Origin of the sequence: Pantoea sp. UYEF8 (assembly GCF_040546285.1) — a bacterium.
GTDB classification, from domain to species: domain Bacteria; phylum Pseudomonadota; class Gammaproteobacteria; order Enterobacterales; family Enterobacteriaceae; genus Pantoea; species Pantoea brenneri.
Genome location: NZ_JBEPNM010000004.1, coordinates 371,743 through 396,439, shown reverse-complemented (window position 1 = coordinate 396,439; position 24,697 = coordinate 371,743). Strand labels below are relative to the sequence as shown.

The 24,697-nt window shown below is 57.6% G+C and carries 23 protein-coding genes; 14 read left to right on the top strand and 9 right to left on the bottom strand.

The annotated features are described in order from the left end of the window. Positions 1 to 13: 13 nt before the first annotated feature. From mepS to yeiP, 4 genes are all read right to left on the bottom strand, one after another. Positions 14 to 589 (bottom strand): bifunctional murein DD-endopeptidase/murein LD-carboxypeptidase, encoded by a 576-nt coding sequence (gene mepS / locus ABIB18_RS10810; protein WP_031377229.1) that lies wholly within the window; start codon positions 587 to 589, stop codon positions 14 to 16. Positions 590 to 1,103: 514 nt separating this feature from the next. Continuing rightward, on the bottom strand, positions 1,104 to 1,811 hold the full coding sequence (locus tag ABIB18_RS10805; RefSeq protein ID WP_354474136.1) for a phosphatase PAP2 family protein: 708 nt from the start codon (positions 1,809 to 1,811) through the stop codon (positions 1,104 to 1,106). A 44-nt stretch (positions 1,812 to 1,855) separates the two neighbouring features. Then, on the bottom strand, positions 1,856 to 2,830 hold the full coding sequence (locus tag ABIB18_RS10800) for a CobW family GTP-binding protein (protein ID WP_069728975.1): 975 nt from the start codon (positions 2,828 to 2,830) through the stop codon (positions 1,856 to 1,858). 81 nt (positions 2,831 to 2,911) lie between these two features. After that, entirely contained in the window at positions 2,912 to 3,484 is a 573-nt protein-coding gene (gene yeiP, locus ABIB18_RS10795; protein WP_031377226.1) for an elongation factor P-like protein YeiP, read from the bottom strand. Between the two features lie 163 nt (positions 3,485 to 3,647). Between yeiP and ABIB18_RS10790 the strand changes: the two genes are divergently transcribed. From ABIB18_RS10790 to fruA, 4 genes are all read left to right on the top strand, one after another. After that, on the top strand, positions 3,648 to 3,902 hold the full coding sequence (locus ABIB18_RS10790) for a zinc/iron-chelating domain-containing protein (RefSeq protein WP_031377225.1): 255 nt from the start codon (positions 3,648 to 3,650) through the stop codon (positions 3,900 to 3,902). Between the two features lie 271 nt (positions 3,903 to 4,173). Further along, a complete protein-coding gene (gene fruB / locus ABIB18_RS10785; RefSeq protein WP_031377224.1) occupies positions 4,174 to 5,304 on the top strand; it encodes a fused PTS fructose transporter subunit IIA/HPr protein in 1,131 nt (376 codons plus the stop codon). After that, positions 5,301 to 6,239, top strand: coding sequence for a 1-phosphofructokinase (fruK, locus tag ABIB18_RS10780; protein ID WP_031377223.1), 939 nt, complete (start codon positions 5,301 to 5,303; stop codon positions 6,237 to 6,239). The genes fruB and fruK overlap by 4 nt, the downstream gene beginning before the upstream one ends. 16 nt (positions 6,240 to 6,255) lie before the next feature. After that, complete coding sequence (gene fruA / locus ABIB18_RS10775; RefSeq protein WP_354474135.1) at positions 6,256 to 7,959, top strand: PTS fructose transporter subunit IIBC; 1,704 nt, start codon at positions 6,256 to 6,258, stop codon at positions 7,957 to 7,959. Between the two features lie 667 nt (positions 7,960 to 8,626). Here the strand turns inward: fruA and nfo are convergent. Then, complete coding sequence (gene nfo / locus ABIB18_RS10770; protein WP_031377117.1) at positions 8,627 to 9,472, bottom strand: deoxyribonuclease IV; 846 nt, start codon at positions 9,470 to 9,472, stop codon at positions 8,627 to 8,629. A 54-nt stretch (positions 9,473 to 9,526) separates the two neighbouring features. Further along, a complete protein-coding gene (locus tag ABIB18_RS10765; protein ID WP_354474134.1) occupies positions 9,527 to 10,582 on the bottom strand; it encodes a YeiH family protein in 1,056 nt (351 codons plus the stop codon). 106 nt (positions 10,583 to 10,688) lie between these two features. Here ABIB18_RS10765 and ABIB18_RS10760 point away from each other — a divergent pair, with 106 nt between their 5' ends. From ABIB18_RS10760 to ABIB18_RS10740, 5 genes are all read left to right on the top strand, one after another. Continuing rightward, a complete protein-coding gene (locus ABIB18_RS10760; RefSeq protein ID WP_069728973.1) occupies positions 10,689 to 11,054 on the top strand; it encodes a YkvA family protein in 366 nt (121 codons plus the stop codon). Between the two features lie 18 nt (positions 11,055 to 11,072). Then, on the top strand, positions 11,073 to 11,939 hold the full coding sequence (gene yieE / locus ABIB18_RS10755) for a DNA-binding transcriptional regulator YeiE (protein ID WP_031377120.1): 867 nt from the start codon (positions 11,073 to 11,075) through the stop codon (positions 11,937 to 11,939). Positions 11,940 to 12,056: 117 nt separating this feature from the next. Then, the gene (locus ABIB18_RS10750; RefSeq protein ID WP_031377121.1) at positions 12,057 to 13,523 is read left to right on the top strand and encodes an amino acid permease; all 1,467 of its coding nucleotides are present in this window, start codon (positions 12,057 to 12,059) and stop codon (positions 13,521 to 13,523) included. Between the two features lie 355 nt (positions 13,524 to 13,878). Next, entirely contained in the window at positions 13,879 to 14,955 is a 1,077-nt protein-coding gene (locus ABIB18_RS10745; RefSeq protein ID WP_031377122.1) for a FecCD family ABC transporter permease, read from the top strand. Next, positions 14,955 to 15,743 carry an ABC transporter ATP-binding protein gene (locus ABIB18_RS10740; RefSeq protein ID WP_031377123.1) on the top strand — a complete coding sequence of 263 codons (789 nt, stop codon included), beginning with the start codon at positions 14,955 to 14,957 and terminating at the stop codon, positions 15,741 to 15,743. The genes ABIB18_RS10745 and ABIB18_RS10740 overlap by 1 nt, the downstream gene beginning before the upstream one ends. Before the next feature lie 73 nt (positions 15,744 to 15,816). On the opposite strand, the gene fghA is transcribed toward ABIB18_RS10740, so the two are convergent. The 3 genes from fghA to ptrR form a co-directional block, all read right to left on the bottom strand. Then, positions 15,817 to 16,662, bottom strand: coding sequence for an S-formylglutathione hydrolase (gene fghA / locus ABIB18_RS10735; RefSeq protein WP_354474133.1), 846 nt, complete (start codon positions 16,660 to 16,662; stop codon positions 15,817 to 15,819). Positions 16,663 to 16,674: 12 nt separating this feature from the next. Beyond that, the gene (locus tag ABIB18_RS10730; protein WP_031377125.1) at positions 16,675 to 17,799 is read right to left on the bottom strand and encodes an S-(hydroxymethyl)glutathione dehydrogenase/class III alcohol dehydrogenase; all 1,125 of its coding nucleotides are present in this window, start codon (positions 17,797 to 17,799) and stop codon (positions 16,675 to 16,677) included. 225 nt (positions 17,800 to 18,024) lie between these two features. Then, positions 18,025 to 18,936, bottom strand: coding sequence for a putrescine utilization regulator PtrR (gene ptrR, locus ABIB18_RS10725; protein WP_031377126.1), 912 nt, complete (start codon positions 18,934 to 18,936; stop codon positions 18,025 to 18,027). Positions 18,937 to 19,053: 117 nt separating this feature from the next. On the opposite strand from ptrR, the gene ABIB18_RS10720 reads away from it, so the two are divergent. From ABIB18_RS10720 to mglB, 5 genes are all read left to right on the top strand, one after another. After that, entirely contained in the window at positions 19,054 to 20,181 is a 1,128-nt protein-coding gene (locus ABIB18_RS10720) for a YbfB/YjiJ family MFS transporter (protein WP_069728971.1), read from the top strand. A gap of 125 nt (positions 20,182 to 20,306) precedes the next feature. Continuing rightward, positions 20,307 to 20,972, top strand: coding sequence for a GTP cyclohydrolase I FolE (gene folE / locus ABIB18_RS10715; protein WP_031377128.1), 666 nt, complete (start codon positions 20,307 to 20,309; stop codon positions 20,970 to 20,972). A 50-nt stretch (positions 20,973 to 21,022) separates the two neighbouring features. Further along, complete coding sequence (yeiB, locus tag ABIB18_RS10710) at positions 21,023 to 22,183, top strand: DUF418 domain-containing protein YeiB (RefSeq protein WP_031377129.1); 1,161 nt, start codon at positions 21,023 to 21,025, stop codon at positions 22,181 to 22,183. Between the two features lie 147 nt (positions 22,184 to 22,330). Next, positions 22,331 to 23,371, top strand: a complete 1,041-nt coding sequence (galS, locus tag ABIB18_RS10705) for an HTH-type transcriptional regulator GalS (RefSeq protein WP_046288200.1) — start codon at positions 22,331 to 22,333, stop codon at positions 23,369 to 23,371. Between the two features lie 320 nt (positions 23,372 to 23,691). After that, the gene (mglB, locus tag ABIB18_RS10700) at positions 23,692 to 24,687 is read left to right on the top strand and encodes a galactose/glucose ABC transporter substrate-binding protein MglB (RefSeq protein ID WP_031377130.1); all 996 of its coding nucleotides are present in this window, start codon (positions 23,692 to 23,694) and stop codon (positions 24,685 to 24,687) included. Positions 24,688 to 24,697: the final 10 nt, after the last annotated feature.

Genomic DNA, 24,697 nt, shown 5'->3' with positions numbered 1-24,697 from the left:
TCAAAGTCGGTAATCAGGTCGGGTTACGACTTAATACGCGTCGCCCTTCACGATAACGCTTTTTCCAGTAATCGTCGTTCAGGTTGGAGATCATCACACCACTGCTGGTGGAAGCGTGAACGAAGTTATCATTACCGAGATAGATGCCAACATGACGGCCAGTGGAGCCGGCGCGGAACAGTACCAGATCGCCAGGACGCAGTTTAGTGCGTGAAATCTCTTTACCGGTGCCCTGCTGCTCTGAGGTAGAACGCGGCAGTTCTAAGCCAAATTGATCGCGGAAGGTGCGTTGTACAAAGGCGGAACAATCGATACCGCGTTTGGTATCGCCACCCAGGCGATAGCGCACGCCTTTCCAGACAGCGTATTGATCCATGATGCGTGACTTAACGTCAACGTTACGCACCATTTCTTCAAACTCATCCTGAGACGCCTGAAGTAAAAAACCATTGTGGTTGTTAACTTCATGATTCTCGTTATTCGCGTTTTGACCGTTATGGGTACTGCTACAAGCTGAGAGGAGAGTTGCCAGTGCCACTGCAGGCACGATTCGCCAGATATATCTCAGTATTGGTTGAGACTTGACCATTATTCGGGTTTTCCTTCGATGTCCTTACGACAAGATTGTCGCCAGCCAGATGACAAAACAGGGAGATTAATAAGCGAAACAGACTAAGACAATTCCTTAATTACTAAAATGTGTTAATGGACACATTTTTACTGTAAAAAAAAGCGAATTTGCTGCTGCTGTTACCCCACAGCGACTGAGGTTAACCGATTACAGACGCCGTGGCGAGTGCTTTCCGTTAAATTCTTATAGGTTTTTCTGATGTGAAATCAAACCTTAACACACTGACTACTTTAGCAACAATTGTGGGGAAATGATGGTGAGAGCAGGGGGTGAAAAGGGCGCTAATTCCGCCTATAGCCTGCTGTTTGGGAATTTTCTTTATGGACAATCAGAAGTGGCGGTTATTTAACCAATCAAGCCGGTCATAACCTTTTCTTTTAATGGATTTAATTAGCATGCTAATAATGTACTGGCTTTTTTTATAAGCGCGGGCGGTTAAGAATAACGCCATTATTACGCCCGCGCTTATCATTCAGCTTAGCGGCTTATATTTGCCCGGTAATTTGCGATAAAACCAATTTACCAGCGCCTCACTGGCCGGGGTTAATAACCACCAGCTTAATCCGACTAATACTACCGACAGTGAACCCACGGCAATATCGGTGAACCAGTGCGCGCCAGCCATAACGCGAGGCAGCGAGAAAATAACCACAATCGCCGCCGCAATTAAAAAACGACCGAAGCCAAAATAACGCCAGATAAAGCAGGCGAAGATCATCAGCATCATGCCGTGGTCGCCAGGGAAACTGTCTTTCGATGCATCCTTAGCCGGAATACCGGTCAGCTCACTGACCCGATGTACGTTTTCGAAGAACAGCGTCGGGCTGGAGTGTTTCACCGGCAGCAGGTGACCGAGCTGGTTAAGGACCACCGCGGTTAATAGCATGGTGATGCCGATAGCCAGCATACGACGCCGCGCCTGCGGGGTTTCACCGCGCCAGATCGACAGATAGAGCAGGCCCATCGCCAGCAGCGAGACGGCATCAAAACCACGATAGTTGGTGATCGCCACCAGCAGCGCAAAGCCGGAGTGAATGATCATCTGACTATTAAAGCCAAAGAAAATCGCTTTATCGATACCGAACCAGAAACCATGTTCAGGCGGCAGATACCACGACAGGAATAGCACCACACCCAATGCATTAAGCAGCAGGATGGTAATAAGGCGAGTTACGCGCATAGTTAAACTCATGATTAAAAAAATAACCGCCGACAATACCCTTGTCAGCGTAAACGGCACTTCAACAACGCCGATTGTAGTCTATTCCAGTCAGCCTGCTGCGAATCAATGATCTCAATACGGCTGTCGGCGGGCGGCTGCGATCGCGTTTCAATTTGCAGATCGTCGCCCTGACGATTAATCGTCAGCGATCCTGCCTCAATATGCATTACCCCTTTAATTCGATCGCCCGGCGCCTGGCGCACCCATTCCAGCAGCGCCGCCCGGTCAAACTGCGTTTCGGCGTCGAACAGCCAGCCACAGGCGCTGTAGTCCTGTCCCTGATTCAGCGCCCGACGCCAGCGCGCCGGATGATCAAGCCGCATGACCGCTACGCCACTGGTCGGTACGGCGGCTGGGTGATGATGTTGTGGCACCGGCAGCTCACGCGGCTGACCGCGCGGCGTATCGAGCAGCGCCAGCGGAATCTGACCAAATTCGGTGGCGATAAAAGGACGCTGATCCAGCGCATCACGCTGCCAGTCCGCCAGTCGCTGATGATCTTCCGGCTGCCAGCGATCCTGCTTGTTGCCGATAATGATGTCAGCCGCCGCCAGCTGATCGCGGAAATTTTCATTGGCGACGACCCGCGGATCGGCAAGCTGGCGCGCATCCAGCAGGGTGAGGGTAGCGTTGAGTTGTAGCCAGGCGTGGTAGGTCGGCGAACTTAACAGCTGCAGCAACTGGCGCGGATGGCCCAGCCCGGTCGGCTCAATCAGCAGCCGATCGGGCTTGTTCTGCAACAGCCGGTTCAGCCCGATCTGCATCGGCAGGCCATTGACGCAGCACATGCAGCCGCCGGGGATCTCTTTCAGGATGGCACCGCGATCGGCCAGCAGCGCGCCATCGACCCCAATCTCACCAAATTCATTCACCAGCACCGCCCACTGTTCGTTAGCGGGCTTTGCGGCCAGCAGATGGCATAACAGCGTAGTTTTGCCGCTGCCCAGAAATCCGGTTATCAGATTTACCCGCGTCATCAATCAGGCTCCTGTCAGTATTTGCCGTGGAAGATGTTACTTTATAACAGTCAGCGCCACGGCAACGTTCAGGAAGTGCGGTTAGTCGGCACGGCCCATATAACGGCGTTCAGCGACATGAATGCGGATGCGGTCGCCGTTACTGAGGTACTCAGGTACCTGAACCACCAGGCCGGTACTCATGCCTGCCGGTTTGGTGCGGGCGCTGGCCGAGGCACCTTTGATGCCAGGCGACGTATCGACAATTTCCATGTCGACGGTCTGTGGCAGCTCCAGCGCCAGCACCTGTCCTTCCATCGTCAGCACCTGAATGCCCGGAATGCCGCCTTCAGGAATGAACAGCAGTTCCTCTTCGATCTGCTCTTTTTTGAAGCTGTAAGGGGTGTAATCTTCGTCATCCATAAAGACATACTCGTCACCGTCTATATAAGAAAAGGTGACGCTGCGGCGGCTGAGCGAAATCGCATCAATAATCTCATCGCCCTTGAAGCGTTCTTCGACCTTCATACCGGTGCGTACATCGGTGAAGCGCATCTTATACAGGGTGGCGGCACCGCGTGCGCTTGGGCTCTGGACATCAATATCTTTAACCAGCAGCAGTTTTCCGTTGTGGGTAACGGCCATTCCTTTTTTGATTTCATTCGCTTTTGGCATTGCTGTTCTCGCTATCTCTGAAGTGAAGTGCGCGCCACGTTACTCGCGCCGGTGAAAACTGGCAATATGGCGAGAATGAAATTTTAGCCCGGGCGGCGGCAGACGTGGTAATTGTGGCGGCGGACTGCTATTGTCGCCGCGACTTTCTCTGCTGGAGCGCAGCATGCAATGCCGTAGCCACTGCGGTGCCTGTTGTACGGCGCCCTCCATCTCTTCGCCGATTCCCGGCATGCCCAACGGCAAACCCGCCAACACGCCCTGCGTTCAGCTCGACGACGCCTTACGCTGCAAACTGTTTGGCTCTGACCTGCGTCCCGCGGTCTGTGCCGGCCTGCAGCCGTCGCACAGCATGTGCGGCGATTCGCGCCAGCAGGCGATGATCTATCTATTGCAGCTGGAAGCGGACACCGCGCCCTGACGCGCTGACGTTGCTGAAATGCTGACTAAGTTTATCCCAGGCTTACAGCAACCGCGTCAGCTGGCAGGCAGCAAAATCTTAAAATGTCGATGAAATGTGCGTAACATCAAAAATCTGCTACGCCGTTTGCGCATTTTCTTGCCTGCTGAAAGGTGCTGTACCACAATCCTTGAAACGTTTCAGCGGTGACCACGCCACCTGTTTTGCGACAGATGGCGTAATAATTTCCCCACTGGCTGAAACGATTCAATCTCAGCAAGCGAGGAGAATTATGTTCCAGCTCGAATTGCAGGCCATCCATACCGGAGCCAGCGCCCAGAACAAAGAAGAGGCCATTCGCCAGGTTGCCGCAGCGCTGACCGCTGCCGGTAATGTGTCCGAAGGCTACGTCAACGGTATGCTGGCGCGTGAGCAGCAAACCTCCACCTTTCTTGGCAACGGCATCGCGATTCCGCACGGCACCACCGATACCCGCGATCTGGTGCTGAAAACCGGCGTCCAGGTGTTCCAGTTTCCACAGGGCATCAGTTGGGGTGACGATCAGACTGCTTATGTGGCGATCGGGATTGCCGCCAAATCGGATGAGCATCTGGCGCTGCTGCGTCAGTTAACCCACGTTCTGAGCGATGACAGCATCGCTGAACAGCTTAAAACTGCCTCTGCTGAAGATCTCCGTGCGTTGCTGATGGGCGAGAAACAGGCCGCCGAATTCAGCTTCGACACCTCATTAATTACCCTGAATGTCGCCGCCAGCGACCTGATCACCTTACAGGCGATGAACGCCGGTCGGCTGCAGTCAGCGGGCGTGGTTGATGCCAGCTACGTCGCTGACGTGGTCTCTAACGCGCCGCTGAGTCTCGGGCAGGGGATCTGGCTGAGCGACAGCAGCCTCGGCAACCTGCGCAGCGGCGTCGCCGTTAGCCGGGCGGCCCATCCGTTTGACCATCAGGGCGAATCCGCTGCGCTGTTAATCAGCGTCGCCGCCGTCGATGAACGTCCGCTGGAGGTGCTGGGTTACCTCAGCGCCCTGTTGCAGCAAGGCAAAGCAGACCGTCTGCTGAAAGCCGATGCCGCAGGCGTCTATGCGCTGCTCACCAGTGAAGTTGACGAGCAGGCCGAGGTGCTGACCGCCGAGTTCACCATCCGTAACGAACACGGTCTGCATGCCCGTCCGGGCACCGCGCTGGTCAGCGTGATCAAGCAGTTCAACAGCGACATTACCGTCACCAACCTCGATGGCAGCGGCAAACCCGCTAACGGCCGCAGCCTGATGAAAGTGGTGGCGCTCGGCGTGAAGAAAGGCCATCGCCTGCGCTTTACCGCCAGCGGTGAAGATGCACAACAGGCGCTGAATGCGATTGAAGAAGCAATCACCAGCGGACTTGGCGAGGGGGCAGCATGAGCAGACGTGTCGCGACTATCACGCTGAATCCGGCGTATGACCTGGTGGGCTATACCCCTGAAATTGAACGCGGCGAAGTCAATCTGGTGAAAACCACCGGTCTGCACGCGGCGGGCAAAGGTATTAACGTTGCGAAAGTGCTGAAGGATCTGGGCATCGACGTCACCGTCGGCGGCTTCCTCGGCAAAGAGAACCAGGATGGCTTTCAACAGCTGTTCAGCGAGCTGGGCATTGCTAACCGTTTTCAGGTGGTGCCGGGCCGTACCCGAATCAACGTCAAACTGACTGAGCAGACCGGCGATGTCACTGACCTGAACTTCTCTGGTTTTCAGGTCAACGGTCAGGACTGGGATCGCTTTACCAGCGACTCACTCACCTGGCTGGGCCAGTTCGATATGGTCTGCGTCAGCGGCAGCCTGCCGGAAGGCGTCGATCCTGACGCCTTTACCCGCTGGATGACCGAGCTGCGTACCCATTGTCCGTGCATTATTTTTGACAGCAGCCGCGACGCGCTGGTGGCCGGGCTGAAAGCCGCGCCCTGGCTGGTTAAACCCAACCGTCGTGAACTGGAAATCTGGGCCGGTCGCAAACTGCCGACCCTGCAGGATGTGATTGATGCTGCGCACCAGCTGCGTGAGCAGGGCATCGCCCACGTGGTGATCTCGCTGGGTGCTGAAGGTGCGCTGTGGGTCAACGCCTCAGGTGAATGGATTGCCAAACCGCCGGTGTGCGAAGTGGTCAGCACCGTGGGTGCCGGCGACTCGATGGTCGGCGGGCTGATTTATGGCCTGTTAATGCGTGAATCCAGTGAACACACGCTGCGTCTTGCCACGGCAGTGGCGGCAATGGCCGTCAGCCAGAGCAACGTTGGCGTTTCCGATCGTACCCAGTTGGCCGCAATGATGGCGCGCGTCGACTTACAACCCGTTAACTGACAGCAGGAGAGCGATAATGAAAACGCTGCTGATAAAAGATCCTTCATTGGGACTGGCTTCCGCTTATATGGCGCAACAGCGCCTGGCTGCCGCCGCTGCGGCGGCTGGCCTGACGCTGACTGATCATCCCGCCGAGGCCGAGCAGATCATCGTGCTGGGGAAAAACGTACCGGACGACGCGGCGCTGAATGGCAAACCGCTGTGGCAGGGCGATGTTCAGCTGGCGATCCGTGAGCCAGAAACCTTCCTCAACCGCGCCAAAGCCGAGGCTAAACCGTGGCAGGCCGCCGTGCCGGTTGCGGCACCAGCAGGTGCGCCTGCGTCAGCTCAGGCTGGCGCGCAGAAACGTGTGGTTGCGGTTACCGCCTGTCCGACCGGCGTGGCGCATACCTTTATGGCCGCAGAGGCGATTCAGGCTGAAGCGACCCGTCGCGGCTGGTGGGTAAAAGTTGAAACCCGCGGTTCTGTCGGTGCCGGTAACGCCATCACCCCTGAAGAAGTGGCAGCTGCCGATCTGGTGATCGTGGCGGCTGATATCGAAGTCGACCTGGCGAAATTCGCCGGTAAGCCGATGTACCGCACCTCAACCGGCCTGGCGCTGAAGAAAACCGCTCAGGAGCTGGATAAAGCGGTTGCTGAAGCGAAACCGTATAAAGCAGCGGGTGGACAGAGCAGCGACAACCAGAATGAGAAGAAAGAGGGCGCAGGCGCTTATCGTCACCTGCTGACCGGTGTTTCTTACATGCTGCCGATGGTGGTAGCGGGCGGTCTGAGTATCGCGCTCTCCTTTGCCTTTGGTATCACCGCATTTAAAGAGCAGGGCACGCTGGCTGCCGCGCTGATGCAAATCGGGGGTGGCAGCGCCTTTGCGCTGATGGTGCCGGTACTGGCGGGCTTTATCGCCTTCTCGATTGCTGACCGTCCAGGTCTGACCCCAGGCCTGATTGGCGGCATGATCGCCACCAGCATTAACGCCGGTTTCCTCGGCGGGATCATCGCTGGTTTCATCGCCGGTTACGCTGCGAAGCTGATCAGCGGCAAAGTGAAACTGCCGCAGAGTATGGAAGCGCTGAAGCCGATACTGATCATTCCGCTGTTTGCCAGTTTGATCACCGGCCTGCTGATGATTTATGTAGTGGGTAAACCGGTTGCCGGCATCATGAACGGCCTGACGCACTGGCTGGCGAACATGGGTACCGCTAATGCGGTGCTGCTGGGCGCGATTCTGGGCGGCATGATGTGTACCGATATGGGCGGCCCGGTCAATAAGGTGGCTTACGCATTCGGTGTCGGTTTGCTGAGTTCACAGACTTATGCGCCGATGGCGGCGATTATGGCGGCCGGTATGGTGCCACCGCTGGCGATGGGTCTGGCGACGCTGGTTGCCCGTCGTAAATTCAACAAAGGTCAGCAGGAAGGGGGCAAAGCGGCGCTGGTACTGGGCCTGTGCTTCATCTCTGAAGGTGCGATTCCGTTCGCGGCCCGTGACCCGATGCGCGTTCTGCCTTGCTGCATCATCGGCGGCGCGACCACCGGCGCTATCTCAATGGCGGTGGGGGCCAAACTGATGGCACCACACGGTGGACTGTTTGTCCTGCTGATCCCGGGTGCGATTACGCCGGTGGTCGGTTATCTGGTGGCGATTGTGGTCGGTACGGCGATTGCCGGTCTGAGCTATGCGGTACTGAAACGTCCGGAAGAGCAGCTGGCGAAAGCCTGATTTGCTGACGTTAAATAAACAGGGAGCCATCTGGCTCCCTGTTTGCTTTTTCAGACGGTGAATAATGTTAAAGCGATGGATGAATACGCCTGGAGTAAAGCGTTGCGCCGCCGGGATAAAACGCCGGGAGCGTTTTTTGAACAACGTAAAGCGTTGGCCCGGAAACTGGCCTGGTTCAGGCAGTATAGCGTCGCATAGCAATAAGCAAAAAAGGGGCGCCTGCGCGACTGATGTTCGGCAGTTAAGGTTAAATTTGCAAAGGCTGTCGCGGTCAAACGTGGCAGCTTTTTTTCTACGCGAGCGTGCCGGAGTGCGGGCCTGAGCGCCTCTGCTGCTGCCGGGCAGTCCTCGCGCCGCTGCGCTGCGGGTAGCCCTTTCAGCAGCAGAGGCGCTCAGGCCTCTACTCTCGTGCCCTTTTAAGCAGGCTGGGTTCGGGCAGGGGCAGACAATCCGCAGCGCTGAACAGAATGAGTCGGCCAGGAGAGCCCGCAGGACGCGGGCGAAAGGCGGGGCGGCACAGGATGTGCCATCCCCAGCGGTCCGTCAGGCAGAGGAATGAAGTGAATGGACCGCGCAGAGGCGCGAGGACCGCCAGCCCCTGCCTGCACCAGACTGCGTTATCACCGGTCCCTTAACCGATCGGCATTAAGCCAGCAGGCTCCCTTTTTTATCCCTGCTGTTCTGACTTCAGCCAGGCAATCTCATCTTTCCAGATATCCGGGTTGATGGTTTCGAGAATCAACGGAATCCCGTCAAAACGCGCATCCTTCATCATCCAGCTAAATACGGTTTTGCCGATGTTGCCTTCACCAAGGCTGTGATGGCGGTCGACACGGCTGCCAAAAGTGCTTTTCGCATCGTTGAGGTGCATGCCGCGCAGATAGCGAAAGCCGACAATGCGCTCAAATTCAGCAAAGGTGGCGACGCAGTCCGCTTCGGTACGCAGATCATAGCCGCCGGCAAAGGCGTGGCAGGTATCCAGACAGACGCCGACGCGGCTCTTATCCTCAACCTGGTCGATAATTTCCGCCAGATGCTCAAAGCGGAAACCGAGGTTGCTACCCTGACCAGCGGTATTTTCAATCACCGCTGTGACGTTACGGCTCTGGTCGAGGGCGATATTGATCGATTCGGCGATGCGTTTCAGGCAGGCCTGCTCATCGATCTGATGCAGGTGGCTGCCCGGATGGAAGTTCAGCAGCGTCAGGCCGAGCTGATCGGCGCGTTGCAGCTCATCAATAAAGGCGGCACGGGATTTTTCCAGCGCCTCGGCCACCGGGTGGCCGAGGTTGATCAGAAAACTGTCGTGCGGCAGGATCTGCTGCGAGCTGAAGTGATATTTCTCGCAGGCGGCGCGAAAGGCATCAATCACCTCAGTGGAAAGCGGGGCGGCTTTCCACTGCCGTTGATTTTTAGTAAACAAGGCGAAGGCGGTGGCGTCTATTTCATGGGCGCGAATGACTGCCTGATCCACACCACCTGCCGCACTGACGTGTGCGCCGATATATTTCATGCCGTTCTCCTGAAGGGGCTATGCACTGACGAGCAGGCATGATACCCGATGCGGTTAGCCCATGAAATGTTGCACCAGCAGATTGATGGCACCGCCACCGACGATCAGCCAGACAGCGACCATGGCACCCAGCAGCAGCGGTTTCACGCCCGCTTCACGTAACGCGCTGAAACGGGTAGTTAATCCCAGCGCAGCCATCGCCATCGCCAGCAGCAAGCCAGCCAGTTGATTCAGCATCGCTACCAGGCCAGCGGGGAGCAGGTGCAGCGAGTTAAACAGCGCGACGGCAATGAACAGCAGCGCGAACCACGGGAAGGTCACCGGACGCGATGCGGTCGCCGCCGGGCTCTGGCGGCGCAGCACGCCACTGAGACACAGCAGGAACGGGGCCAGCATCATCACCCGCAGCATTTTGGCAATCACCGCGCTGTTCTCGGCATCCGGGCCGATACTGTGTCCGGCCGCGACCACCTGAGCCACTTCATGAATGGTCGATCCGGTAAATACGCCGAACTGCGCCTGATCAACACCAGGCAGCAGGGTATTCACCAGCGGCCACAGCAGCGGATAGCTAAAAATCGCCAGGGTACCAAACAGCACTACCGTCGCGATGGCGACCGCGACTTTTGACGGTGCCGCTTTGACCACCGGTTCGGTCGCCAGTACCGCCGCCGCGCCACAGATGCTGCTACCGGCACCAATCAGCCAGACGGTATCGCGATCCAGCTTCAGCAGGCGCATCCCCAGCAGGCAGGTAATAAAGAAGGTGCTGCTCAGGGTCAGCGCATCAATCAGGATACCGCTGACGCCGACGTCAGCAATCTGTTGCAGCGTAATGCGGAAGCCGAACAGAATTACCCCCAGCCGCAGCAGTTTCTGCTTGGCCAGCACCACCCCGGTGTCACAGCGTGCGGCCAGCGGCGCGTAGACGCTGTTGCCGATGATGATGCCCAGCACAATTGCCAGCGTCAGCGATCCCAGCCCCCACGAGGCAATCGCCGGCTGGCCAGCCAGCCCGCTGGCCGCAGCGGCAATCAGCGCGGTCAGTAGCAAACCAGGCAGCCAGCGCGGAATCGGATTGTGGGTTTTAGTCATGCTCAGATCAGCCATAGTGGTCCCTCCCTCTGATTGAGACCCGATCATGGCGCTGACTGGCTTAAAAGTGAAATTGATAATATATTTATAATTGACCAGAATAAACGATAAGGCGGCAATCATGCTATTTTCGCGTCTGCGCCGATGGGCGACGCTGATCAAACGGGACGTGGTGGTGCTGTGGTTTGCCTTTCGCGATCCGCGTACCCCGTGGTGGAACAAACTGGCGATGCTGGGACTGGTTGCCTATGGCATCAGCCCGATCGATCTTATTCCGGATGTGATCCCGTTTGTCGGATTACTGGATGATGCGGTGATTATTCCCTCCGGGGTAATGATTCTGCTGCGCCTGCTGCCGCGTGAGGTGCGTATCAGCAGCAGCCAGCGGGCGCAAACCCAGCGTTCGCGCGGCAAAAAGATTGCTGGCGGGATTGCGCTGATTGCGCTGATCTGGCTGGCGGTGGTGATCTATCTCATCAGGCAATAAATGACTTAAGGAGTGCCGATGCACATTACGTTGCGGCAGATAGAAGTGTTCACGGAAGTGTTAAAAAGCGGATCGACCACCCAGGCATCGCAACTGCTGGCGCTATCGCAGTCGGCGGTCAGCGCCGCGCTGGCCGATCTGGAAAACCAGCTCGGGGTACAGCTGTTTGATCGGGTAGGCAAGCGGCTGGTGCTGAATGAGCATGGGCGATTGCTCTATCCGCGCGCGGTGGGTCTGCTGGAGCAGGCGGGTGAAATTGAGCAGCTGTTCAAAGAGGACAACGGGGCGATTCGCATCTTTGCCAGCAGCACCATCGGCAACTATCTGCTGCCCGGCATGATGGCGGCCTACCGGCGTGATTTTCCCGGTTTGCCGCTGGAGCTGAGCGTCGGCAACAGTCAGGATGTGATCAATGCGGTATCCGATTTCCGGGTTGATGTCGGGCTGATTGAAGGGCCCTGCCACATGACCGAACTGGTGAGCGAACCGTGGCTGGAGGATGAGCTGGTGGTGTTTGCCGCACCGGATGCGGCGATTCTGCAACAGCCGGTGACGCTGGAAACGCTGGCGGCAGCGCCGTGGATCCTGCGTGAACGCGGATCCGGCACCCGTGAAATTGTGGATTATCTGCTGCTGTCGCATCTGCCGACCTTTCAGCTGGGCATGGAGCTGGGCAACTCCGAGGCGATCAAACATGCGGTGCGCCACGGAATGGGCATCAGCTGCCTGTCACGACGGGTGATTAGCGATCTGCTGGACGCCGGCACGCTGGTCGAACTGGCGCTGCCGCTGCCGCGTCTGACCCGCACTCTGTACCGCATTCACCACCGGCAAAAACATATCTCGAAGGCACTGACGCGTTTTTTATCCTATTGTCGCGAGTGATTACTAATAATTCTGGCGCGATCATGAACGTAACTTATAACAGCGCGGCATTCGCTATACAGCGCAGGCTTAGCTGCTACAATCGCGCCTCATTTTTACCCAGCGTAGCGTTTACACATGCATAATGACTCAAATACAACACAACAACCTGCGTTACGACGTGCGTTAAAAGCGCGTCATCTGACGATGATCGCCATTGGCGGTTCAATCGGTACCGGCCTGTTTGTCGCGTCCGGCGCGACCATTGCTCAGGCAGGTCCTGGCGGCGCGCTGCTCTCCTATATCCTGATCGGACTGATGGTCTATTTTCTGATGACCAGCCTCGGTGAACTGGCGGCATTTATGCCGGTATCAGGTTCGTTCGCCACCTACGGCGCAAAGTACGTTGAAGAGGGCTTTGGTTTCGCGCTCGGCTGGAACTACTGGTACAACTGGGCGGTGACCATTGCGGTTGACCTGGTCGCCTCGCAACTGGTGATGAACTACTGGTTCCCCGACACGCCTGGCTGGATCTGGAGTGCGCTGTTCCTCTGCCTGATGTTCCTGATGAACTACATCTCGGTGAAGGGCTTTGGCGAGGCGGAATACTGGTTCTCGCTGATCAAAGTAGCGACCGTGATCATCTTTATCGTGGTGGGCGTGCTGATGATCACCGGCATCATGCGCGGTGCAGAGCACGCAGGCTGGCAGAACTGGCAGGTCGGTGACGCACCGTTTGCCGGCGGCTTTGCGGCGATGATTGGCGTGGCGATGATTGTCGGATTCTCCTTCCAGGGCACCGAGCTGATCGGTATCGCGGCGGGCGAATCTGAAGATCCGGCCAAAAACATCCCGCGGGCGGTGCGGCAGATTTTCTGGCGTATCCTGCTGTTCTATGTGTTCGCCATCCTGATTATCAGCCTGATCCTGCCGTATACCGATCCGCAGCTGCTGCACAATGATATCAACGATATCAGCGTCAGCCCGTTCACTCTGGTGTTCCGTAATGCCGGTCTGCTGTCGGCGGCGGCGGTGATGAATGCGGTGATCCTGACGGCGGTGCTGTCAGCCGGTAACTCCGGCATGTATGCCTCCACCCGCATGCTCTACAACCTGGCGAGCGAAGGCAAAGCGCCGCGGATTTTTGCCCGGCTGTCAAAAGGCGGCGTGCCGCGCAATGCACTGTGGGCCACCACCGTGGTGGCGGGGCTGTGCTTCCTGACCTCAAAATTTGGCAACCAGGAAGTGTATCTCTGGCTGCTAAACACCTCGGGCATGACCGGCTTTATCGCCTGGCTCGGTATCGCCATCAGCCATTACCGCTTCCGTCGCGGCTATGTGGCGCAGGGGCATGACGTGAACGCGCTGCCTTACCGTTCCGGCTTCTTCCCGCTGGGTCCGATCTTCGCCTTTGTGCTCTGCCTGATCATTACCCTCGGTCAGAACTACCAGGCGTTCCTCAATGATCGCATCGACTGGTACGGCGTGGCGGCGACCTACATCGGTATTCCGCTGTTCCTGATTATCTGGTTCGGTTACAAGCTGACGCGCGGCAGCCGTTTCGTGAAGTACAGCGAAATGGAATTCCCGATCCATAAAGATTAATGCTGCGCTGAAGCGTGGTGCCTTCCGTCGTTTTGGATGACCGCAGTAAAACGTAATGCGACGGGAGCATACGCCTGTAACAAAGCAGCGCGGGCCAGGGACAAAAACGCAACGCGTTGGCCCGGCTACCGGCGCACCTCAGGGATGAGGTGCGTAATCGCGCGCGCTGAGCCTGCCACGGATGGCGCTTTGGCGTCTTTGCGAAAGGCGTATTTTCCCTGAGTCAGTATCCTGCCTGTTAGCGCGCTTTTTTCTGCTTTTTTCACGCCTCGCTTATGCTCACGAATTGATAATTATTATCACCTGCACTATTGTGGCTGCGTTTTCTGACCGGATAGTCACAACAGGGTTAAACATGACGACAGAATCTTCGCTGCTGACAGGCACTGAATCGCCTGAACACAGCGTGCAAAACTATCATCAGGTACTGCGGCGTCGCATGATGTGGATTGGCGTGCTGCTGCTGGCGATTCTCGCCTCTCTGATCCTCGACTTCACCCTCGGTCCGGCGGGCCTGTCACTGCAAACGCTGTGGAACACCCTGCTTAGCCCGGAGAGCGTCGATGCCGGAACCCGGGTTATCGTCTGGGACATTCGTCTGCCGTATGCGCTGATGGCGATCGTGGTCGGCCTGTCACTCGGCCTGGCAGGGGCAGAAATGCAGACCATCCTGAATAACCCGCTTGCCAGCCCGTTTACCCTTGGCGTCTCGTCTGCGGCAGCCTTTGGTGCCGCGCTGGCAATCATTCTCGGCATCGGTATTCCCGGCGTCCCGGATCAGTGGCTGATTTCCGCCAACGCCTTCGTGTTTGCGCTGTTTGCCGCCCTGATGCTGGATGCGGTGACCCGCTGGACGCAGGTGTCGTCAGCCGGTGTGGTGCTGTTCGGTATCGCGCTGGTATTCACCTTTAATGCGCTGGTCTCGATGATGCAGTTTATCGCCAGCGAAGATACGCTGCAGGGTCTGGTGTTCTGGACCATGGGCAGCCTGGCGCGTGCCTCGTGGGAGAAACTGGGCGTGCTGACCGTGGCGCTGGCCATCCTGCTGCCGTTTTCGCTGCTGAGCAGCTGGAAGCTGACGGCGCTGCGCTTAGGCGAAGACCGCGCGGTGAGCTTTGGCATTGACGTGCGCCGCCTGCGGCTGGCGACCTTATTGCGCATCAGTATTCTCTCTGCGCTGGCGGTGGCCTTTGTCGGCCCGATCGGCTTTATTGGCCTGGTGGCACCGCATATCGCCCGTATGATGTTCGGTGAGGATCACCGCTTTTATCTGCCGGCCAGTGCGCTGGTGGGGGCGCTGGTGTTGTCGCTGGCGTCAGTCGCCTCGAAGAACCTGATCCCCGGCGTGATCATTCCGGTCGGCATTGTCACTTCGCTGATTGGCGTGCCGTTCTTCCTGAGTATTATTTTGCGTCATCGGGGGACAGTCTGATGCAACAGGGTCTGACCTTACGCGGTTTTAGCGCCGGTTATCCTAAACACAAGGTGATTGAAAACCTGAATATCGCGCCGCTGCCGCGCGGTGAGATTACCGTGCTGCTCGGGCCAAACGGCTGCGGCAAATCGACCCTGCTGCGGGCGCTGGCCGGCCTGAATAAAGGCCGTGGCGAAATGTGGCTCAACGGCGAAAACCTGATGACCCAGCCGTTTGCACAGCGGGCAAAGCATGTGGTCTATCTGCCGCAGTCGCTGCCGGCCGGGGTGCATCTGCACGTGCTGGAGTCGATTATTGTGGCGCAACGCGCCTCCGGTGGCCTGCACAGCGCTAACAGCGAAGCGGAAGTGATGCATCTGCTGCAACAGCTGGGGATTGCCCATCTGGCGATGCGCTACCTCGATCAGCTGTCGGGCGGGCAGAAGCAGCTGGTCGGGCTGGCGCAGTCACTGATCCGTCGCCCCTCGCTACTGCTGCTGGATGAACCGCTTAGCGCGCTCGATCTGAATTACCAGTTCCACGTGATGGATCTGGTGCGGCGCGAAACCGCACTGCGCAACATGGTCACGGTGGTGGTGGTGCACGACATCAATATCGCGCTGCGTCACGCTCAGCATGCGTTAATGCTGAAACAGGGCAGCCTGGTCGCCGAAGGTCAGCCGGATCGGGTGATTACACCGGCCACGCTGGCTCAGGTGTATGGCGTTGAAGGACGGATTGAGCACTGTAGTCGCGGAATGCCGCAGGTGATGATCGACGGACTGGTGCACGACGCGCTGGTGTAATCAGGTGCGAGAGGGCGGTCAGCAGCAAGGGAGAAGCACCTCATCCTCCCGGCGCGGGAAGATGAGGTGAAGATTAGCGAGCCAGCAGATGCTGCGCGTGGAAGCGCAGGTGATCTTCAACAAAACTGGCGATAAAGAAGTAGCTGTGATCGTAACCCGGCTGAATACGCAGGGTCAGCGGGAAGCCCGTCTCCTGCGCCACCGACTCCAGCCGCTCCGGCTGCAGCTGATCGGCTAAGAACTGATCGCTGTCGCCCTGATCGATCAGCATCGGCAGCCGATGCGAGACCTGCGCCATCAGCTGACAGCTGTCATATTCACGCCAGGCGGCGCGATCGTCGCCCAGATAAGCCTGAAACGCTTTCTGTCCCCACGGCACATCCATTGGATTCACAATCGGCGCAAAGGCGGATGCCGAGGCAAAGCGGCCGTCCAGACGCAGCGCCAGCATCAGCGCGCCATGTCCACCCATCGAATGACCCATAATCGACTGACGCTCGCTGACCTTGAAGTTATCAGCGATCAGCGTCGGCAGCTCACTGCTCAGATAATCGAACATGCGAAAATGGCTGGCCCACGGCTGCTGTGTGGCGTTGAGATAAAAGCCCGCGCCCTGACCGAGATCGTAGCCCTCATCATTTGCCACCCGATCGCCGCGTGGGCTGGTATCCGGCATGATCAGCACCAGGCCCAGTTCGGCGGCAACCCGCTGCGCCCCGGCTTTGGTGGTGAAGTTCTCATCATTGCAGGTCAGCCCTGCCAGAAACCAGACCACCGGCGGTGGCGCATCGCCGTGCGGGGTCGGCAGATAGATGCTGAACGTCATCGGGCAGTTCAGCACCGCCGACTGATGACGCCAGCGCTGCTGCCAGCCGCCAAAAATGCGATGTTCTTCCAGAAGCTCCAGAGTGGATGCCATAACGCCTCCTGATTACTTGTTAAAGTGCACTACCGAGCGGATCGATTTTCCTTCGTGCATCAAATCAAAGGCGTCGTTAATCTGTTCCAGCGGCATGGTGTGGGTGATGAAATCATTCAGCGCAAACTTGCCGTCGAGATAATCCTGCACGATGCCGGGCAGCTGTGAACGGCCTTTAACGCCGCCAAACGCCGAACCGCGCCAGACGCGACCGGTCACCAGCTGGAAAGGACGGGTCGAGATCTCTTCGCCCGCGCCGGCCACGCCGATAATCACGGATTCGCCCCAGCCCTTGTGGCAACACTCCAGCGCGGAGCGCATCACGTTGACGTTACCGATACATTCAAACGAATAATCGACGCCGCCATCGGTCAGCTCGACGATCACTTCCTGAATCGGCTTATCGTAATCTTTTGGGTTAATCAGATCGGTGGCACCCAGCTTGCGCGCCAGATCGAACTTACTGGTGTTGATGTCGATGGCAATGATGCGACCGGCTTTCGCCATTTTGGCACCGATGACCGCAGACAGGCCAATGCCGCCGAGACCGAAGATCGCCACGGTATCGCCTTCCTTCACTTTGGCGGTATTCATCACCGCGCCCATGCCGGTGGTAACGCCACAGCCCAGCAGGCAGACTTCTTCCAGCGGCGCTTCTTTGCTGATTTTCGCCAGTGAAATTTCCGGGATCACCGTGTATTCAGAGAACGTGGAGGTGCCCATATAGTGGAAAATCGGCTTACCGTCTTTATAGAAGCGGGTGGTGCCGTCGGGCATCAGACCTTTGCCCTGGGTAGTACGAATCGCCTGGCAGAGGTTGGTTTTGCCAGACAGGCAATATTTACATTTGCCACACTCCGGCGTGTAGAGCGGAATCACATGGTCGCCGACTTCGACGCTGGTGACGCCTTCGCCGACGGCTTCAACGATGCCACCACCTTCATGGCCGAGGATCGCCGGGAAAACGCCCTCAGGATCGGTGCCGGACAGGGTATAGGCATCGGTATGGCAAACGCCGGTCGCCACGATACGTACCAGCACTTCACCTTTCTGCGGCGGCATTAAATCCACTTCTTCAATTTTCAGCGGTTCGCCAGCAGCCCAGGCAACAGCGGCACGGGTTTTGATCATATTCATGCAATCCCTCTTCCAGTCAGATTGTGACGCGCAGGGGCGTCCGGTTGGTGGTGATGATTCAGAGCCTGGCTCACCAGGCTATCTTATTTGCCAGTCTGAACCCGGGCAGTGCTCACAATCCTCACGTACTCCGTGTACGCTCCGGTTGTTCCGCGCTGTCCGTGTTCAGGCTGCCTGCAACAATTACGCCTGGCTCACCAGGCTCTTAAACATAGCGCGGAACGCTTATTCCGCCGCCGCTAAGGGGTGGATCAGTTCGTCGTTGAGCGGACGATCGTCAAATTGTTCAATGATCAGGTACTTCAGAGCTTCAACGTTCGGGGTGAACGCGTCGCGTCGCCACATCAGCCAGGTTGCCGTATCGCGGTAGCCCGGCGGCAGCGTGTGCGCCTGCACCCGTGAGCGGTCCGGCATCTGCTTCAGCACCGAGGCCGGGATCATCGCCACCCCCGCGCCGCCCGCCACGCAGGCCAGCATGGCGTGATAGGACTGAATCTCCATCACATTATCGGGCGCGGTCTGGCTGTCGCGATACCAGGTCTCCAGCTTCACCCGATAGGAGCAGCTGTTGCGAAAGGCAAACAGCGTGTCACCCTGCACGTCGCGTGCGCTGTTAATCGGCGCGTGATCGAGACCGGTAATCAGCACCATCTCCTCGCGAAAGGCGATACAACCGTTGAGATCGTCATGCGAAACCGGACCGTCAACCAGCGCTGCCGCTAAGGTGCCTTCACGCACCCGATCGATAATCTCGCCAGAAGTGCCGGTGATCAGCGACAGCGCCACTTTCGGAAACCGCTGGTGATAGGCTGCCAGCAGGCCGGGCAGCCGCGTGGCGGCAGTGCTCTCCATGGAGCCGAGCGCGAAGTTACCGGCCGGTTCGCCGGTGCGGGTCATGCTCATCGCTTCGTCGCTCAGCGCCAGGATACGTTGCGCATAATTGAGGAAATTATGACCCATTGGCGACAGGCGAATGCGTTGCTTCTCACGAATAAACAGATCAACGCCTAACTCTTCTTCCAGTTGACGCAGCCGCGTGGTCAGATTAGAGGGCACGCGATGCAGCTGTTCTGCCGCGCGCGCCAGCGAACCGCTTTCGGCGACGGAACAGAACATACGTAGCTGAACTAAATCCATATCTTCTCTTACCGTAAACAACTTGGTTAATATTATTCACTTTCCGTGAGTTTAAACATCCTGCATGCTGTAAGCAAGTCAGAAAAGATCCCAGGCCATCACGACAGGAGTTCAGCAATGGCGGTACGCGTCGCGCTTAGCGCATTTTTAACCTTATTTGTGGCGATGGGCATCGGGCGATTCGCCTTTACGCCACAGGTACCGCTGATGATTCAGGAGCACCAGCTGACGCTGACCAGTGCCAGCCTGGTGGCGGCGTTAAACTACCTCGGTTACCTGTGTGGTTCCTTCGATGCGATGCGCGCGCACCGCCGGGTAGAACTGCGGTTACTGGCTGGCGTCTGGGGAGCGGTGATCCTGACGCTGCTCTCGGCCTGCGTCAGCGGTCCCTGGCTGCATGGGGCGATTCGCTTCCTGATTGGCTGGGCCAGCGGCTGGGCGATGGTGCTGGTGGCCGCCTGGAGCAATGAGCAGCTGCACCGGCATGGCCGGGCCGGCTTATCGGCGGCGGTGTTTGCCGGTCCCGGCTGCGGTATTTTTGTCAGCGGGCTACTGGCAGTGGTACTACACAGCTTCCAGGTATCAGCGTCGCTGGCATGGGCCGCTTACGGCGTGCTGGCGCTGCTGCTGATTGCGCTGATTAGCCGTAATCTGCCGCGTCGGGGCGAATTGCATCGTCCGGATCAGGCACCTGAACCGCTGGTGCTGAACCGCAATCTGAAACGGCTGGTGCTGAGCTACAGCCTGGCGGGCTTCGGCTACATTTTGCCTGCCACCTTTCTGTCGCAGATGGCGGCGGCACGCTTTCCTGATGGGGCATTCGCGCAGTTCGTCTGGCCGATATTCGGCGGAGCGGCGATGGTCGGGATTGTGATTGGCATTATGACGCGGCGCTGGGGTAGCAGCCATGCACGGCTGGCGCTGGTGCTGTGGGCGCAGGCGCTGGGCGTACTGGCGGCAGCGCTGTTGCCGGGCTTCAGTGGCTTGTTGATCGGCGCGCTGCTGGTCGGTGGTGGCTTTCTCAGCGTGGTGCAGCTGTCGCTGCTCTATGCACGTGAACTGGCGCCGCAGCATTTGCGTTACATGGCCGGTTTACTGACCACCGGTTATGCGGTCGGGCAGCTGGTCGGCCCGCTGCTGTCGTTTCTGTCCACTGCGCTGCTGCACCGGCTGGAACCGGCGTTGTGGGTAGCCGGAGCCAGTCTGGTATGGGCCGGCCTGCTGGTCTGGCGACGTGCAGCCTGATGCGGGTTGATCACCAATCTGATTGATTGCTGGATTCCCCGCAAAGAAAGTTTCACAATACGCGCTCAGTAACAGGGCCCGCTGGCATTAACCGGCGGGCGCAACACCAGCCGGAGAAGAGTACGATGAGCACCTTAAGTCAGGAAGCTGCCCTGGTCCATGAAGCGCTGTTAGCGCGTGGCCTGGAAACGCCGTTACGTGCACCGACGCGCGACCTCGATGACGAAACGCGTAAAAGCCTGATTGCAGGCCACATGACCGAAATTATGCAGCTGCTGAATCTCGATCTGCAGGATGACAGCCTGATCGAAACCCCGCACCGCATTGCCAAAATGTACGTTGATGAGGTGTTCTCCGGTCTCGACTACGCCAACTTCCCAAAAATCACCGTCATTGAAAACAAAATGAAGGTTGATGAGATGGTGACCGTGCGTGATATCACCCTGACCAGCACCTGTGAACATCACTTCGTGATCATCGACGGCAAAGCGACCGTCGCTTATATCCCGAAAGATACAGTGATTGGTCTGTCGAAGATTAACCGCATTGTGCAGTTCTTTGCCCAGCGCCCGCAGGTGCAGGAGCGTCTGACGCAGCAGGTACTGGTCGCGCTGCAAACGCTGCTGGGTACCAACAACGTCGCGGTATCGATTGACGCGGTGCACTACTGCGTAAAAGCGCGCGGCGTCAAAGATGCCACCAGCGCCACCACGACCACCTCGCTGGGTGGTCTGTTCAAGTCCAGTCAAAACACCCGCCAGGAATTTCTGCGCGCGGTACGCCATAGTTGAGTCAACGGCGGGCGCAATCAGCGGCCCGCATCGTCAATTCAGGGTGCCGCATGCAACGCTATCTTGCGCTGGATTTCATACGTGGATGTGCCATTCTCGGCATCCTGCTGCTTAATATTGTCGGTTTCGGTCTGCCGTCAGCCGCCTACCTGAATCCTGCCTGGCAGGGCAGCGTCACGCTGTCCGACGCCTGGACATGGGCGGTTTCTGACGCGCTGGCACAACTCAAATTCCTGACCCTGTTTGCGCTGCTGTTTGGTGCGGGCCTGCAAATGCAGCTGCCGCGCGGCAGTCGCTGGCTGACGGCACGCCTGACGCTGCTGGTGTTTATCGGTTTCCTGCACGGCGTGTTGCTGTGGGAAGGCGATATCCTGCTGGATTACGGCATCATCGGCCTGGTGGTGTGGCGGGTGTTGCGGGATGTGCCTTCGACCCGCAGCCTGATGAATACCGGTATTCTGCTCTATCTGGTGGGCTGTGGCGTATTGCTGGTGTTCGGATCGATTTCCGATCATCAGGCGACCCGATCCTGGCTGCCGGGCGCGGCCGATCTGCAATATGAACAATACTGGAAACTGACCGGCGGCTGGGAAGCGGTGAGTAACCGGCTCGACCATCTCTCGTCAGGTCTGATGGCGCTGGCAGCGCAGTACGGCTGGCAGCTGGCCGGCCTGATGATGATTGGCGGCGCACTGCTACGCAGCGGCTGGCTGACGGGCGAATTTTCAGCGCAGCATTACCGTCAGGCGGCAGCGCTGCTGCTGACAATGGGGCTATCGATTGCGGTGGCCGGGGTCGCGGCGCAATGGCTGTTACATTGGGAGTTTCGCTGGACCGGCTTTTATCTGCAAACCCCGCGCGATTTGGCCAGCCCGCTGATCAGCCTGGGCTATGCCGCGCTTTGTCTCGGTTACTGGTCGCGGATTAGTCGCTGGCGTATTAGCTATGCGATTCAGTGCGTTGGCCGCATGGCGTTAACCAATTACCTGCTACAGACCCTGATCTGTACCACGCTGTTCTATCGCTTTGGGCTGTTCATGCACTTCACTCGCCTGCAGCTGGTGATGATGGTACCCGCGGTATGGCTGATTAACATTCTGTTTTCACTCATCTGGTTACATTACTTTGCCCAGGGTCCGCTGGAGTGGCTATGGCGGCGCCTGACGCTGCTGGCCGCCGGTAAACCAGCGGTTACTGACAACGCCAGATAATGACCGCCATCACAAAGGTTGCAGAATTGTATGTAACCGTTTTCATTGATGTGACGCAATTCACGCTGCCTGCCTCCCGCCCCTGACAAAATAGCGCCGGTGTTCAACCCGGCGTGATGCCTTATTCTTCCTCTGTGGAACTGCTGCATGATAACGATTCGTGATGTTGCCCGTCAGGCTGGCGTGTCGGTGGCGACCGTCTCGCGCGTACTCAATAACAGTAGCGCCGTCACCTCTGATACCCGTGACGCCGTGTTACAGGCCGTTGATGCACTGGGATATCGTCCAAACGCCAATGCCCAGGCGCTGGCCACCCAGGTCAGCGATACCATCGGCGTGGTGGTGATGGATGTCTCCGATCCCTTCTTCGGCGCGCTGGTCAAAGCGGTCGATACCGTGGCGCAGCGCGTGCACAAGCATGTGTTAATCAGCAACTCCTGGCATCAGGAAGAAAAAGAGCGCCACGCGATTGAGGTATTGATCCGCCAGCGTTGCAGTGCGCTGGTGGTGCACGCGAAAACGCTTTCAGACCAGGAGCTGGCTGAGTTTATGCAACATGTACCGGGCATGGTGGTAATCAACCGTATAGTACCGGGTTTTGAACATCGCAGCGTCAGCCTCGACAACGTTACCGGGGCGCTGATGGCTTCAAGAACCCTGTTACAACAGGGACATAGCCGGATCGGCTACCTCTGTTCCAGCCACCCGATTGAAGATGTCGCCCAGCGCCGCGAAGGCTGGCTGCAGGCGATGGCGGAGCAGGGCATGCGGCCTCAGGAGAGCTGGATCGCCAGCGCCGAGCCAGATATGCAGGGCGGTGAAGCCGCCATGGTCGAACTGCTGGGACGTAACCTCAATCTGAGCGCGGTGTTTGCCTATAACGACGGCATGGCAGCGGGCGCACTCACTGCGTTGAAAGACAACGGCATTCAGGTTCCACAGCATTTTTCTGTCATTGGCTTTGATGACATCCCGATTTCACGTTACACCGATCCACAACTGACCACCGTTCGCTATCCCATTGTTTCAATGGCAAAACTGGCGACAGAGCTGGCGTTGCAGGGCGCGGCAGGGCTGCTGGATGACACCGCAACGCACATCTTTATGCCGACGCTGGTGCGCCGTCATTCAGTGGCGCAACGGCAAAATGTGGAGTCCGTCACTAATTCAGGCGATTCAGCCATGTAACCGTTTTCAATCTGTGATTACATTCACAGTTAATTAACATTGCCCTCACTATGATGGCAACGTCTTACCGGACTGAAACATTATGTAACGCCCGCTTAACCGCATCAGGCACCGTCTCAGTCGCTGGATGAAATGGTTCACAACATATTTATATTCACGGAAGCGTTTGCGTACAGGGAAGTCAGATTTTGGACGGCGGTCCAGCGGCTTAGCGTAACGTTGTGTCTATTCCGCGTCGCCGATCAGTTTTACCGATTGTTCTCCCGCCTCTGAAGCGCGGCAGAGCTAAAAAGACCCTGCATAAAAAAACCGGAGATACCATGAATAAGAAGGTTTTCACGCTCACAGCACTGGTTGCCAGCATGATGTTTGGTGCAACCGCTCACGCAGCTGACACCCGTATCGGCGTGACCATTTATAAATATGATGATAACTTCATGTCGATGGTACGCAAAGACATCGAGAAAGAAGCGAAAACCATCGGTGGCGTTCAGCTGCTGATGAATGACTCGCAGAATGACCAGTCTAAACAGAACGACCAGATCGACGTGCTGATGGCGAAAGGCGTGAAAGCGCTGGCGATTAACCTGGTTGACCCGGCTGCAGCAGCGGTAGTGGTAGACAAAGCGCGCGCAAATGATGTGCCGGTCGTGTTCTTCAACAAAGAGCCGAACGCCAAAGTACTGGCCGGTTATGACAAAGCCTATTATGTCGGTACCGATTCTAAAGAGTCCGGCATCATCCAGGGTCAGCTGATTGAGAAGCACTGGAAAGCGACCCCGGCCTGGGATCTGAACAAAGATGGTCAGATTCAGTTCGTGCTGCTGAAAGGCGAGCCGGGCCACCCGGACGCTGAAGCGCGTACCAAATATGTTATCGATACCCTGAACAAAGATGGCCTGAAAACTCAGCAGTTAGCGATGGACACAGCGATGTGGGATACCGCGCAGGCGAAAGACAAGATGGATGCCTGGCTGTCAGGCCCGAACGCCAAAAAAATCGAAGTGGTCATTGCCAACAACGATGCGATGGCGATGGGTGCGGTTGAAGCGCTGAAAGCGCACAACATGAGCTCCATCCCGGTGTTCGGCGTCGATGCACTGCCAGAAGCGCTGGCGCTGGTGAAATCGGGCGCACTGGCCGGTACCGTGCTGAACGATGCGGAAAACCAGGCGAAAGCGACGCTGGATATGGCGAAAAACCTGGCTGACGGCAAAGCCGCCACCGAAGGTACTAACTTCAAGATGGTCGACAAAATCGTCCGCGTACCTTACGTACCGGTTGATAAAGAAAACCTCTCACAGTTCCAGAAATAATATCGATTAC

Excerpts from the sequence above, each read along its gene's own strand:
- mepS (WP_031377229.1), bottom strand. The coding sequence starts at position 589 with ATGGTCAAGTCTCAACCAATACTGAGATATATCTGGCGAATCGTGCCT.
- ABIB18_RS10805 (WP_354474136.1), bottom strand. The coding sequence starts at position 1,811 with ATGCGCGTAACTCGCCTTATTACCATCCTGCTGCTTAATGCATTGGGT.
- ABIB18_RS10800 (WP_069728975.1), bottom strand. The coding sequence starts at position 2,830 with ATGACGCGGGTAAATCTGATAACCGGATTTCTGGGCAGCGGCAAAACT.
- yeiP (WP_031377226.1), bottom strand. The coding sequence starts at position 3,484 with ATGCCAAAAGCGAATGAAATCAAAAAAGGAATGGCCGTTACCCACAAC.
- ABIB18_RS10790 (WP_031377225.1), top strand. The coding sequence starts at position 3,648 with ATGCAATGCCGTAGCCACTGCGGTGCCTGTTGTACGGCGCCCTCCATC.
- fruB (WP_031377224.1), top strand. The coding sequence starts at position 4,174 with ATGTTCCAGCTCGAATTGCAGGCCATCCATACCGGAGCCAGCGCCCAG.
- fruK (WP_031377223.1), top strand. The coding sequence starts at position 5,301 with ATGAGCAGACGTGTCGCGACTATCACGCTGAATCCGGCGTATGACCTG.
- fruA (WP_354474135.1), top strand. The coding sequence starts at position 6,256 with ATGAAAACGCTGCTGATAAAAGATCCTTCATTGGGACTGGCTTCCGCT.
- nfo (WP_031377117.1), bottom strand. The coding sequence starts at position 9,472 with ATGAAATATATCGGCGCACACGTCAGTGCGGCAGGTGGTGTGGATCAG.
- ABIB18_RS10765 (WP_354474134.1), bottom strand. The coding sequence starts at position 10,582 with ATGGCTGATCTGAGCATGACTAAAACCCACAATCCGATTCCGCGCTGG.
- ABIB18_RS10760 (WP_069728973.1), top strand. The coding sequence starts at position 10,689 with ATGCTATTTTCGCGTCTGCGCCGATGGGCGACGCTGATCAAACGGGAC.
- yieE (WP_031377120.1), top strand. The coding sequence starts at position 11,073 with ATGCACATTACGTTGCGGCAGATAGAAGTGTTCACGGAAGTGTTAAAA.
- ABIB18_RS10750 (WP_031377121.1), top strand. The coding sequence starts at position 12,057 with ATGCATAATGACTCAAATACAACACAACAACCTGCGTTACGACGTGCG.
- ABIB18_RS10745 (WP_031377122.1), top strand. The coding sequence starts at position 13,879 with ATGACGACAGAATCTTCGCTGCTGACAGGCACTGAATCGCCTGAACAC.
- ABIB18_RS10740 (WP_031377123.1), top strand. The coding sequence starts at position 14,955 with ATGCAACAGGGTCTGACCTTACGCGGTTTTAGCGCCGGTTATCCTAAA.
- fghA (WP_354474133.1), bottom strand. The coding sequence starts at position 16,662 with ATGGCATCCACTCTGGAGCTTCTGGAAGAACATCGCATTTTTGGCGGC.
- ABIB18_RS10730 (WP_031377125.1), bottom strand. The coding sequence starts at position 17,799 with ATGAATATGATCAAAACCCGTGCCGCTGTTGCCTGGGCTGCTGGCGAA.
- ptrR (WP_031377126.1), bottom strand. The coding sequence starts at position 18,936 with ATGGATTTAGTTCAGCTACGTATGTTCTGTTCCGTCGCCGAAAGCGGT.
- ABIB18_RS10720 (WP_069728971.1), top strand. The coding sequence starts at position 19,054 with ATGGCGGTACGCGTCGCGCTTAGCGCATTTTTAACCTTATTTGTGGCG.
- folE (WP_031377128.1), top strand. The coding sequence starts at position 20,307 with ATGAGCACCTTAAGTCAGGAAGCTGCCCTGGTCCATGAAGCGCTGTTA.
- yeiB (WP_031377129.1), top strand. The coding sequence starts at position 21,023 with ATGCAACGCTATCTTGCGCTGGATTTCATACGTGGATGTGCCATTCTC.
- galS (WP_046288200.1), top strand. The coding sequence starts at position 22,331 with ATGATAACGATTCGTGATGTTGCCCGTCAGGCTGGCGTGTCGGTGGCG.
- mglB (WP_031377130.1), top strand. The coding sequence starts at position 23,692 with ATGAATAAGAAGGTTTTCACGCTCACAGCACTGGTTGCCAGCATGATG.